The organism is Candidatus Kryptonium sp., assembly GCA_025060635.1.
Taxonomy (GTDB): domain Bacteria; phylum Bacteroidota; class Ignavibacteria; order Kryptoniales; family Kryptoniaceae; genus Kryptonium.
The window spans coordinates 674258-687006 of sequence record JANXBN010000001.1 but is presented as its reverse complement, the minus strand read 5'-3'; the positions used below and the strand labels follow the sequence as shown (position 1 = coordinate 687006).

Sequence of the window (12749 nt, the reverse complement as noted above, 5' to 3'; positions counted from 1 at the left end):
ATTTTTAAAAAAAACGACAAACCGCATGAAGAAAATCGCTGGCTTCACTCTAATTTTGATCTTCATAACGAATTGCGCTAAATCGCAGGTTAAGTTTGATTCAATGTCCGCATGGAATTTTAACAAAATTTTGACCTCTGAAAAATTTCAAGGACGAAAATCTGGAACTCCAGGTGGTGAAAGAGCGAGCGAATGGATTGCGGAAAAATTCAAAGAGTTTGGGCTCATACCATTTGGAGACAAAGGGACATATTTCCAAAATTTCAAAATCCTTGCAACCCAAGATAAGGCATCAAAGTTAACTTTAATAAATGGAAGAAAAGGCAAAACGAAATACTCACTTGGGGACGACTTCACAATTTTAACAAATAGCGGAAGTGGGAAAGTAAAATCAAAGGTTGTTTTCGTAGGATATGGGATTTCCGCACCTGAGAAAGGAAGGGATGATTATGCAAATGTTGATGTCAAAGGTAAAATTGTGCTTTTACTTGCTGGTGGACCTGAAGATGAGGAAGGTAAGTTTGAAACTGAAAGCTCAAGAGGATATAAAATTAAAAAAGCATTTGAAAAAGGAGCGTCTGCAGTTTTCTATGTTCAAGGTGATAGACCCATTAGAGGTGGAGCCATAACAGAAGAGTATTACACTCCGCAATTGCCAGCTTTTTGGATCAGCAGAAAAATTGTTGATGATATTTTTTACAATACCGGGATAAGTTTTGATGCTTTGCGAGCTGAAATTAACTTCAGAGAGAGATCTTTTGAAATTGACAAAGTTTTTGAAATAGAGGCAAAAGTTGAAAAACTTGATGGATGGACAAAAAATGTCGTTGGATTGTTGCCCGGAAATGACGAAAATTTGAAAAATGAATATATAATCGTTGGAGCACATATGGACCACAATGGGGTTGACGCAGAAGGTTTTATTTACCCAGGAGCTGATGATAACGCTTCTGGGACTTGTTTAGTGATGGAACTTGCAAGAAGCATGATAGCAAACGGTGAAAAGCCCAAACGCTCAATAATTTTTGTCTTATTTGCAGCTGAAGAGCAAGGACTTCTGGGCTCAAAATACTTCGCCTCGCATCTTCCGGTGCCAGAAGAAAACATCGTTGCAATGTTTAACTTTGATATGGTCGGGCGTGGAAATGGTAATATAAACATCGCCGGGACTGAAAATTTTCCTGAAATCTGGGACATAATGAAAGGATTTTTCCCCGAAAATAAGCTTAAAAATCTTGGCAAGTTCCGCGCTGGTGCAAACTCCGATCATTATCCATTTCAAGAGCGTGGGATTCCAGCATTCTTTTTCATATCCGCAGGTCAACATCCCGAATACCACAGAACCGATGACACAAATGATAAAATTCAACCGTTTGTCCTCGGTGAAGTCGGAAACACTGCTTACCAAGTCATCCTCGGACTTGCAAATTACCCAAGAAGTTTGAAAAAAGGAAATAGATTTATTGATTATCTCTACTCAAACGCTCAGACTGCAATTTACATTCAAGTTCACCCAGATTCAATAACAAAAGAATGGCTTTACAACTTTTGGAAGGAGGTTAAAAATAACGGAGTTGAAGCGATTATATTTGAGATAAACTCTAATAAGTTTGATGATGTTGTCAGAACCATTTATTTTGTAGATTCGCTCGCAACACGCGAATACAGACATTTCAATGTCGTTTCAAGCAGATCAGATTTCAATACATCGCCAGATGTTTTAAATATAATTTTTTCAGCAAGAGCGGATGCTTTTCAAAATTTACCACAAATTTTATCTGTGCTCTCAAAGTCAGGATTAAAATTTGTTTACTTTGATGAAGCAACTTCTGGAAATGTTAAAAATGTTGCCAACGCTGTGAACGATTTTTATCTTGATGTCGTCCCGGTTTTAAAAGGAAATTCATCAAGAAACTTTAAAATTACAAAAACACACATAATCGTTGATCCAGACTCAATTGCAAATGATCAGCTTACTTTTTACCTTTTCACTGACGCTGGTAAATTTTTATCGTCTGTAAATTTTATCAAGCCCGAGAAAGTTTTTGTCAGCTTGAAACCGGATGCTTCAAAAATTTTGATTTCAAATTTGCGCGAGCAAAAGTGGGAAGATAAAAAAATTCAGAGAATTTTCGGAAGAAGCATATATGGACTTTTAAAATAAAATTTGGAAGCGCCATGAAAAAAATCTTGCTCTTGCTTTTTATCAGCGTCAACCTTTTGGCTCAAGTTTACGAACATCGCGGTGTTTGGTATGTCCCGAGAACTGGAAATGCGTATAAGACGAAATCTGAAATAGCTGCAGATATGGATAATATCGCAAGAAATAACTTTAATGTCGTTTATGTGCTTGTGTGGGCAAGGGGCTATCCACTTTTCAAAAGCGAGACATTCTATAGGGAAACTGGACTTTACACAGACCCGCAGCTTGGAGAGCGAGATCTACTTCAAGAAATGATAGCAGAAGCTCACAGAGCTGGGCTTGAAGTTTATGCTTGGTTTGAATACGGATTTATAGGCGGATGGGGCGGATATTCTCCAGGAAATAGTGGTAAAGGGAAAATTTTTGACACTCACCCAGAATGGCTTGCCAAAAGAAACGACGGAACAGATGCGGGCTCATCCGAAGATCAAATAAGCAGAAATTTCTATTGGATGGCGCACGCAAATCCACAAGTGCAAAACTTCTTACTTCAACTTATACTTGAAATGGTCAAAAAATATGATATTGATGGTTTTGAACTTGATAGAATAAGATATCCCGATCCAAACTGTGGCTATGACAGTGTAACAATTGAAATTTACAAGCAAGAGCATAACGGAAATACACCTCCATATGACTATAATAACCCAGATTGGAAAAACTGGCGGATTCAGAAGCTAAATCAATTTGCAAAAATGGTTTATGACTCAGTTAAATTTTACAGACCAGACATGCGTCTTACAAATGCAGTTGGAGTTGGTCCAGATTGGGCGAAATCGGAAAAACTTCAAGATTGGGTGACTTGGATCAACAGTGGTTGGCTTGATTTCATTGAGCCAATGAACTATAGAAGAACAGCAAACGAATTTATCGCCGAGTGTATAAACATCTTCGGCAGAGTAAACGATAGGCGTAAAATTCTCTTTGGAGTTGATAGCTACAATCCGACTACATCTGAATTTTTGAAAATGATTCAGTATGTAAGGCAACAAAATTTAAAAGGATTCGTCGTTTGGCATTACGGTTCGCTTTCGGATGATTTTGATTCATTGAGGACACTTCTAAATACAAAAGCTCTTGTCCCAGACAGACCTGATAGATGGAGAATTCCAGCAGTTATAGTTGATAACAGCGACACCGCATTTGTTTCATATTCAAGTGGATGGGTAAGACAGTCAGCTTACATTCGCTGGGGTAGCGATTACCTTGCGACGCAATCAACATCTCCACAATGGATTGAATATCACGCAAATATACCAGAGGATGGTTATTACGAACTCTATGCTTTCGTGGTCCGATCAACATCAAAAAATGCAGCTTACTATGTTTATGATTCGTCAGGCGTAGGTAGAAAATTTATAATTGATCAAAACAATCAATTCGTTTACGACGGATGGTATAAAATTGGCGATTTCTATTTCAAAAGAGGAAGGCAAAAAGTTTTGAGGATAACGAACGAGAATTTCACAACCCCTGGATTTATGACGGGAGATGCTGTTATGTTAATTTTGAATCGTCGTTTAACGCCAATCGTGACATCAACCAAAGACAGAAGAAGCGAGGTATTACCTGAAAAATTTGAAATGAATGTTTATCCTAACCCATTTAACTTAACAATCAACTTGGGCGTTACTCTCCCAGTTGATTCTTTCCTTAAGATTGACATTTACAACATTCTCGGTCAGAAGATTACAAACTTAATAAGTGGGATCTATACTGCAGGTGAACATAAATTTATGTTTTCCCCGGAGGCTTCTGCCTCCGGCGTTTATTTCGTCAGAGCTGATATAAACCCAATAAACAAAACCGAAAGGATAACGCTTACTAAAAAAATAGTTTTAGCAAAATAAATTCAACCGAACAATTTGTAAAAAACATTGACGGCTTGCTTTATATCTTCCATTGAGACATCAAGATGTGTAACGGCACGGATTTTCATATAGCTACCGGAGCTCAAGAGAACTCCGTTATCCTTTAAGAGTTTGAGAATTTCATCAGGTGTTTTTCCGGTTTTTTCAACTCCTATTATTACGATGTTTGTCTGCACAGTTTCAAGATCTATGTCAAAAACCTTCAACTTTGATATTTCTTCAGCGAAGAACCTTGCTTTCTCGTGATCTTCTTTTAATCGTTCAATGTTATTTTGAATTGCATAAATTCCAGCAGCTGCAAGAATCCCAACTTGTCTCATCCCACCACCGAAAATTTTTCTGTATTTTCTTACCTTCTCAATAAATTCCCTATCACCTGCGACAACTGATCCAACCGGAGCACCAAGACCTTTTGACAAACAAACAAGGACAGAGTCAAAATACTGAGCATATTCCTTTGGGCTTATTCCTGTTGCAACGCTTGCGTTCCAAAGTCGTGCTCCATCAAGATGCATCTTTATCCCGTTTTCAAGAGCAAACTCGCGAATTCTCTTTATTTCGTCAATTGGAAAAATTGTCCCACCAGCACGATTATGAGTATTTTCAAGACAAATTAGGCGAGTCCTCGGCATATAATACGCCTTAGGTCTTACCGCTTTTTTAATCTGTTCCAATGTAATAACGCCATGCTTGCCTTGGATTGGATAAAGCTGAACTCCAGACAACATTGATGGTGCCGCTGTTTCATAATTCATTATGTGCGATTCAGCTTCAACAATTACCTCATCACCGGGTTCAGTGTGCGCTTTTATCGCAGTTTGATTGCCCATCACTCCACTCGGAACAAAAAGCGAAGCTTCTTTACCGAGAATTTCCGCAACCATCTCTTGAAGTTTATTAACAGTTGGATCTTCGCCAAAGACATCATCACCAACTTCCGCTTCCATCATAAATCTTCTCATCTCGGGAGACGGTTTTGTAACTGTGTCGCTTCTCAAATCAATGTATTGTTTAGTGGACATACCAGAAAAAAATGTGTTAGAAAAAGTTAAACATTGATGTGTTAAAAGATACAACAAACAAACTATTTAACCAAACTTGATTTCAATTGAATGAAAATTCATCCACAAAATCATTTTCTCACCTGCATATCAAGCTTCACACCTCCTTCACGATACACTACAAGCCCTCCACCAGAAGTCCCGAGCCACTTGTTTCCATATCTGTCTATAGAGATTGTCAAAATATCATCATTAGGTACACCTGAATCTGCTGTATAGAAAATCATCCAATTTGTTCCATCAAACTTTACAAACTTTCTTTTACCGCCTGTCCCAATCCACTTGTTTCCTTGTTTATCTATGGCGATTGAATAAACATTATTACTTGGCAAACCTGAATTCGCCCTGTTGTAAACTACCCAATTTTTCCCATCAAACTTCGCAAGACCTCCATCCCAAGTCCCAATCCACTTGTTTCCTTGTTTATCTATGGCGATTGACTGAACACTATTATCAGGCAAACCTGAATTCGCCCTGTTGTAAAATGTCATCGCTCCAGTTGTTTTGTCAAGCCGAACAAGCCCTCCCGTCGTCCCAACCCAAACATAATTACCTTCAAATGCAATTGCAAGAACATTATTACCGTAAGTGAAATTAATCCATTCAGGATTTTGTGAAGATGAAGGTATGGAGCTATAAAACAAAAAAATCAAAAGGAGCAAGATACTTACTAAACCAAAAACAAGAGCCAAAACCAAAATTTTACCTTTAAGAACCTTCATTTTTTAGTCCCCCTTTTTCTTTATTTCTCAGTTTTCGCAAGTTAACTTGCCAATTTAAATTTTTAATTTCCTCCCGAAGTGCCAAAATGAAAAAACTAAAACCTAAATTTTTCCCAGTTGTATCTCTATTCAAGTGCGAATATAGCGAAGAAAAACTTAACTGTCAAGTGGTTTCAAGTTTCAAACGAAAATTAAAAATTTTACAATAAAGCGGTAGCCGCAAGTTAATCTTACAATCACAAGTTTTTGTAATTCCTACGCTTGCGGCTACCTTATTTTTTTAGAAAAGACCAATTATATTTCCTTGTTCATCAACATCCATATTGAAGGCAGCGGGATTCTTTGAAAGCCCCGGCATAAGCATGATATCTCCACAAATTGCGACGACAAATCCAGCACCGGCAAATAAACGAGCATCCGTTACAGTTAATGTCCATCCCTTCGGAACTCCGATAAGCTTCGGATTATCACTTATTGAATTTGGCGTTTTAGCGATACAAACAGGATAATGGTCATATCCGTGTTCAATGTATTTTTCAATCTTTTTCATCGCTTTTCTCTCAATATAAACATCATCAGCGCCGTAAACCTCAGTAGCGATAGTTTTTATCTTTTCAATAAGTGGGACTGATAATCGGTAAAGTGGCTTGAAGTCAGATTTAACTGTTTCGGTTATTCGCACAATTTTTTCTGCAAGATCAATCCCTCCTTCTCCACCTTTGCTGAAGAATTCAGTAATTGAGCATTCAACACCAAGCTCAGCACATTTTTCTTGTATAAGATCAAGTTCAAGATCTGAATCAGTAGCAAACTTATTTATTGAAACTACAACTGGAACACCAAATTTGCGGACATTTTTCACATGGAATTCTAAATTTTCAAGTCCTTTCTTAAATTTTTCAATCGTGAAATCATCTTGTGCTTTTATTCCGCCGTGATATCTTATTGCTTTAGCTGAAACAACAACGACAGCGACATCAGGCTTGAGATGATGAATTTGAGCAACGATATCAAAAAATTTCTCTGCCCCAAGATCAGATCCAAACCCAGTTTCAACGACCACATAATCAGCAAGTTTAAGGGCGATTTTGTCAGCTATAACGCTATTTGTTCCGTGAGCTATGTTTGCAAATGGTCCGCCATGAATTATCGCAGGAGTATGCTCAGTTGTTTGAACGAGGTTTGGCATGATCGCTTCATTAAGCAAAACCATCATCGCTCCGCATGCTTTCAAATCCCTCGCTTTAACTGGTTTTCCATCAAGATCATATCCAATCACGATCTCACATAACCTTCGTTTCAAGTCGCTTCTTGATCCAGCCATACAAAGAATAGCCATCGTTTCAGATGCAGCTGTTATCACGAAGCCAGATTCTCTGGGCACACCGTTGGCTTTCCCACCAAGTCCAACTATAACATGTCTTAATGCCCTATCGTTCATATCAATTGTTCTTTCCCAAGTGATGTTGTTAATGTCAATTCTTAATTCATTTCCATGGTGAATATGTGCATCAATCAAAGCTGCGAGAAGATTATGAGCAGATGCAACAGCGTGTATATCTCCGTTGAAATGAAGGTTTATAAGATCGGATGGGATGACCTGCGACTTTCCACCACCAGTAGCACCGCCCTTGATTCCGAATACAGGTCCAAGAGATGGCTCCCTTAAAGTGACAATTGCCTTCTTACCAATTTTGTTAAGCGCTTGACTTAAACCAATTGATGTTAAGGTCTTACCTTCACCAGATGGAGTTGGAGTTACAGCCGTGACAATTATTAATTTACCATTAGGTCTGTCTTTCAACTTCTCCAAAAGTTCAAGCCGAATTTTACCCGTAAATTTTCCGTAATATTCAAAATCGTCATCAGTTAATCCGATCTGTTCCATAATGTGCTTGATGTGAAGTGGCTTAACTTTTTCCTCAGTCAAAACTGAATTGGGCATCATTTTTCCACCATTGATTTTATTTTTAAATAAAAAATCCCGACTTTTGGTCGGGATTAAATTTTATAAACTTTGTAAAGTTGAGATTTCAAATCAAACCCGATGAATAGATCCGAGCACGAGACGGAACATCGCTTAATAAAGTTTCTAAATGAATTCAAAGTGCTTTTTGATCTTATCAAATCATGCTGAAAGTTTCTGCTCACGATAAATGAAAACAGGTTCTGCTCTTTCATAAACTGTTTCTTTTGTAATTATGCATTTTGAGATAGGTTGTTCTCCAAGTCGTGATGGTAATTCAAACATTATATCAAGCATAATTTCTTCAATGATTGCCCTTAAACCCCTTGCCCCTGTCCCACGGTTCAAGGCAAGTTCAGCCACTGCTTCAAGTGCTTCAGGTTCAAATTCAAGTTCAACGCCGTCATATTCAAATAGCTTTTTATACTGTCTAACAATTGCGTTTTTGGGCTCCGTAAGAATTCTTACAAGAGCATCTTTTGATAGGGAATGAAGTGTTGCAATTACAGGCAATCGTCCTATAAATTCAGGAATGAAGCCAAATTTTAAAAGATCCTCCGGCTCAACTAACGGCAAGAGTTCATCAATAACCTCATCCTTATTTCCTCTTATCTCAGCAGTGAAGCCAATTGAATTTTTATTTATTCTTTTAGCAATTATCTTCTCAAGTCCTTCAAAGGCGCCACCACATATGAAAAGTATGTTCTTCGTATTTATATAGATCAAACTTTGTTCAGGATGTTTTCTTCCACCTTTTGGTGGGACTCCAGCAATAGTTCCTTCAAGAATTTTCAAAAGCGCCTGCTGAACTCCCTCACCCGAGACATCGCGCGTAATTGAGGGACTGCTCGTCTTTCTTGCGATTTTGTCTATTTCGTCAATATAAACTATTCCACGCTCTGCTCTTGCGACATCGTAATCAGCATTTTGCAAAAGATAAAGAAGAATTGTCTCAACATCATCACCAACATAACCCGCTTCCGTAAGAGTTGTTGCGTCAGCAATTGCAAACGGAACATCAAGAATTTTCGCAAGCGTCTGAGCAAGGAGCGTTTTCCCTGTGCCAGTGGGACCAATCAAAAGAATGTTGCTTTTTTCTATCTCAACATTGTCGGTAAGATTCTTTACATGATTGTTTGATTCAAGATTGTTTTCAATCCTTTTGTAGTGGTTATAAACTGCGACCGATAAAATTTTCTTAGCTCTTTCTTGACCGATGACATATTCATCAAGTGCTTTTTTTATCGCAGCAGGGGTAAGTGGAACCTTACTATATCTTCTGTGCGATGAATAAGCAGCCATATTATTTTTCAAAATATCAACAGATTCACTCACGCAAATATCGCAGATGTAAACATCTGGTCCGGCTATCATATTTCCAACTTCATCAATGCCTCTTCCACAAAAAGAACAAACTGGTCTTGACCTCGGATCAAGTTTCTCCGACATTTTCTACCTCTTTTTTGTTAAATTAGATTCCCTCTTCACAAGTATTTGATCAATGATTCCATATTCTTTTGCCTCTTCAGCTGACATATAGTAATCGCGGTCTGTGTCCTTTTCAATCTGTTCAATCGGTTTTCCAGTGTGTTTTGCAAGTATCTCGTTTATTTTTCTTTTCATTCTTAAAATTTCTTCCGCTTGAATTCTTATATCTGCAGCTGTACCTTGAACTCCACCCCAAGGTTGATGTATCATAATTCTTGAATTCGGAAGAGCTGTCCTCTTTCCTTTTGCCCCACCTGCAAGTATTACAGCAGCCATGCTTGCTGCCATGCCAATACAAATTGTCGCAACATCAGGTTTGATATATTGCATCGTGTCGTAAATGGCAAGACCCGCTGAAATCAATCCACCAGGACTATTTATGTAAAGATAAATATCTTTGTCTGGATCTTCCGACTCAAGAAAAAGTAATTGAGCAATTACTAAACTTGCAACAGTGTCATCAATTGGTGTACCTATGAAAACGATTCGTTCTTTTAAAAGCCGTGAAAAAATATCATACGCCCTTTCACCTCTGCTTGTTTGCTCAACGACTATCGGGACAAGTTGATCATAAATTCTTGTTCGCATAGTTCAGGTATCTTAAATTTTGTTTTTGTTTCAACAATTAAGAATTTCCCTCGTCCTTTCACCGTCGGTGAAAATAATGTGCTTGTTTAACTTGTTCACATTCATTTAAAATTCCGCTATGCCTGATGGTTCAAAAGTTTTGATTTTTCAAACAAACCTTTCAACAACTTTAACTTTGTCCTTTAAAAACCGCAATACTTTCCTGTTCAATATCTTTTCCCTTATATGTTCAGAACTTTTATAAAACGAGAGCAACTTCTCTTTCTCTATTCCGATCTCGGCGGAATCTTCCTCAGCAAGCTTTTCAAAATCTTCATCTGTTAATTCTATCCCCTCAATTTGCGCTATCTTGTTTTTTATGATATACCACTTGGCACTGAAAACAGCATCTGCCTTTTTCTTCTGCCTGAAAAGTTGTTCATCAAAATTCTCTGGTAGTTTTCCATCAGGATATTTACTTTTCTCTTCATCAAGCATGCTTCGGATGAAATCTTCAACTAAACTTTCTGGGACTGGGAAATCATTTGTCCTAACGATCTCTATAATTATGTTGTCGTAAAATTTAATATCACTATATTCGTCCCACCACTTCTGCAGTTCCGTTTTAAGATGGTCTTTTAGTTCATTAACGCTATTTACTTTTCCACCAGTGACCTTAGATGCAAATTCATCATTTAGCTCTGGCAAAATCTTCTTCTCAATTTTTTTAACGAAAACCCTCACCTTTTCTGGTTTATTATCAATGGTAATCTCAATTGTGAACTCATCACCTTTTTTAGCTCTCAAGAGCCTTTCTCTCAAATTTTTAACAACGGAATCATCGTCAAGATCAATCACAACATCTTCGCTTCTTTTCCCGAGCACAGGCAAGTTATTTTGATCAACCCCTTGAAGATCAACTGTAACTCTGTAAAGTTCACCTTTCACCTCGTCTGCTTCCTCATAGCTTGCGTTTGCGATCAATAAACGTTTTATTTCGTTTTCAACCTCTTTATCGTCAACTGTATGCACTATCTTTTCAATTTCTAAACCTTCGTAGTTTGAAATTTGGAAATCAGGTATTATCTCATACTTTATTTTGAATGTTAAAGATTCACCTCGCTTATAATCAATATCAACGAGTTCAGGTGTTCCAACTGGTTCAATTTTTTTATCTTTGACGAGGTTTTGATAAACATTGTTTACTACATCATCAAGTGCTTCATATTCAATTTGTTCGCCGAATTGTCTTTTTATAAGTTCCATCGGCGCTTTGCCTTTTCTAAATCCTTTGATTTCCGCTTTTGCGCGGAATTTTTTATATGCTTCTTCAAAATAAGGTTCAAGTTCGTTCCAATCTAATTTTACTTCAGCTTCTTGTTCTGTTCCGCTTAGCTTGGTGATATTAAGTTCCACCAGCGCCTTCCTCCGAAGATTTTTATTTTTGAATTTGTTTTTTTCAGTGGGCACGGGGGGATTTGAACCCCCACGGGTTTCCCCACTGGATCCTAAGTCCAGCGCGTCTACCAAGTTCCGCCACGTGCCCGAAAAGAGCTCGCAATTTTGCTTAAAAAATATAATGCTTTTTCTAATAAAGTTCAAAATTGCATAAATTTCGCAATTTTACTTAAATTTTAACAACACGCTAAAAAATAAAACATCTGAAAATTCGCTTCAATGAAGATTAAATTCTACAAAATGACAGGCGCTGGCAACGACTTTATTATGTTTGACAATCGCAATGGCTTGATAAAAAATCCACCTAAGCTTGCGCAATGGGTTTGCGACAGACATTTCGGAGTCGGTGCAGATGGTATAATTCTGATTGAAAAAAGCAAAACAAGCGATTTTAAAATGGTGTATTTTAACTCAGACGGGAGCTTCGGTGGAATGTGTGGGAATGGCGGTAGATGTATTGCGAAACTTGCATATGAAATGGGAATCGCTAAAAAGGAAACGACTTTTGAAGCAAACGGAAAATTTTACAAAGCAGAAATACTTTCAAACGATAGAGTCAAACTTTACCTACCTGCGCCGAAAACCAGAAAGCTCAATCTTAAACTTAAACTTGGGAAAAAATTTTTCAAAGCCCATTTCATTGACACTGGGGCACCTCATCTTGTCGTTTTCACCGACGAAAACAAAATAAGAAACATTGAAAAAATCAATATAAACACTCTTGGACGAAAGCTTCGCTTCCATCCATATTTTGAGAATGGAACGAATGTTAATTTCGTCTCAATAATTGATGAAAACACGATACGGATGAGAACATATGAACGCGGAGTTGAAGGGGAAACTTTAGCGTGTGGAACTGGTTCCGTCGCCAGCGCACTAATATCATCAGAGATTAAAAATTTGACGCCACCAATTAAAGTAAAAGCAACAAGCGGTGAAATTCTAACTGTCGGCTGGAATATAGATAAAAAGTTTGTTTATCTTGAAGGAACTGCGAAAATTATTTGTGAAGGGACTATAAACTATGACGATTGATGAATTTGAAAAAATAATTGAAGAAACAATTGAAAGCTTGCCCCAACAAATAAAACAAAAACTTGACAATGTCGTATTCATAGTCCAAGATTACCCAGATGAAGAAGAACTGAAAATGACAAGATCAAACAAATATAATCTACTTGGACTTTACACAGGAGTCCCGCTATCAAAGAGAGGAATAAATTACGGAATGTATCCAGTGACACCAGATAGAATTTTTATTTTCAAAGCAAATATCGAGAGAATATGTAAAGACGAGAATGAGTTGAGAAAGAAGATAAGAGAGGTTGTGCTTCACGAGATCGGACATTACCTTGGAATGAGCGAATCGGAAGTTAGAAAAGCCCTGAAGAAAAAATAATTAAGCGAGTTTAA

The 12749-nt window shown here is 37.6% G+C and carries 11 protein-coding genes and 1 tRNA gene; 5 read left to right on the top strand and 7 right to left on the bottom strand.

Going from position 1 to position 12749, the window contains the following annotated elements; genetic code table 11:
* Positions 1–25: 25 nt before the first annotated feature.
* Together NZ923_03275 and NZ923_03270 are read left to right on the top strand one after the other, a co-directional pair.
* The gene (locus NZ923_03275; protein ID MCS7229040.1) at positions 26–2164 is read left to right on the top strand and encodes a M20/M25/M40 family metallo-hydrolase; all 2139 of its coding nucleotides are present in this window, start codon (positions 26–28) and stop codon (positions 2162–2164) included.
* Positions 2165–2178: 14 nt separating this feature from the next.
* The gene (locus NZ923_03270) at positions 2179–4053 is read left to right on the top strand and encodes a family 10 glycosylhydrolase (GenBank protein ID MCS7229039.1); all 1875 of its coding nucleotides are present in this window, start codon (positions 2179–2181) and stop codon (positions 4051–4053) included.
* Between the two features lie 2 nt (positions 4054–4055).
* Here NZ923_03270 and ltaE read toward each other — a convergent pair whose 3' ends face one another.
* Positions 4056–5096 carry a low-specificity L-threonine aldolase gene (ltaE, locus tag NZ923_03265; GenBank protein ID MCS7229038.1) on the bottom strand — a complete coding sequence of 347 codons (1041 nt, stop codon included), beginning with the start codon at positions 5094–5096 and terminating at the stop codon, positions 4056–4058.
* Between the two features lie 110 nt (positions 5097–5206).
* A complete protein-coding gene (locus tag NZ923_03260; protein ID MCS7229037.1) occupies positions 5207–5857 on the bottom strand; it encodes a hypothetical protein in 651 nt (216 codons plus the stop codon).
* 86 nt (positions 5858–5943) lie between these two features.
* On the opposite strand from NZ923_03260, the gene NZ923_03255 reads away from it, so the two are divergent.
* Positions 5944–6066, top strand: coding sequence for a hypothetical protein (locus NZ923_03255; protein ID MCS7229036.1), 123 nt, complete (start codon positions 5944–5946; stop codon positions 6064–6066).
* 71 nt (positions 6067–6137) lie between these two features.
* Here the strand turns inward: NZ923_03255 and NZ923_03250 are convergent, their stop codons facing one another.
* The 5 genes from NZ923_03250 to NZ923_03230 form a co-directional block, all read right to left on the bottom strand.
* Entirely contained in the window at positions 6138–7802 is a 1665-nt protein-coding gene (locus tag NZ923_03250; GenBank protein MCS7229035.1) for a formate--tetrahydrofolate ligase, read from the bottom strand.
* A gap of 183 nt (positions 7803–7985) precedes the next feature.
* On the bottom strand, positions 7986–9272 hold the full coding sequence (gene clpX, locus NZ923_03245) for an ATP-dependent Clp protease ATP-binding subunit ClpX (GenBank protein MCS7229034.1): 1287 nt from the start codon (positions 9270–9272) through the stop codon (positions 7986–7988).
* Between the two features lie 3 nt (positions 9273–9275).
* A complete protein-coding gene (gene clpP, locus NZ923_03240; GenBank protein MCS7229033.1) occupies positions 9276–9899 on the bottom strand; it encodes an ATP-dependent Clp endopeptidase proteolytic subunit ClpP in 624 nt (207 codons plus the stop codon).
* 147 nt (positions 9900–10046) lie between these two features.
* Positions 10047–11294, bottom strand: coding sequence for a trigger factor (gene tig / locus NZ923_03235; protein ID MCS7229032.1), 1248 nt, complete (start codon positions 11292–11294; stop codon positions 10047–10049).
* 47 nt (positions 11295–11341) lie between these two features.
* Positions 11342–11424: transfer RNA gene (locus NZ923_03230), tRNA-Leu, on the bottom strand.
* Between the two features lie 131 nt (positions 11425–11555).
* On the opposite strand from NZ923_03230, the gene dapF reads away from it, so the two are divergent.
* Positions 11556–12371, top strand: a complete 816-nt coding sequence (gene dapF, locus NZ923_03225; protein MCS7229031.1) for a diaminopimelate epimerase — start codon at positions 11556–11558, stop codon at positions 12369–12371.
* Positions 12361–12735 (top strand): metallopeptidase family protein, encoded by a 375-nt coding sequence (locus NZ923_03220; protein MCS7229030.1) that lies wholly within the window; start codon positions 12361–12363, stop codon positions 12733–12735. Before dapF ends, NZ923_03220 begins: the two co-directional genes overlap by 11 nt.
* Positions 12736–12749: the final 14 nt, after the last annotated feature.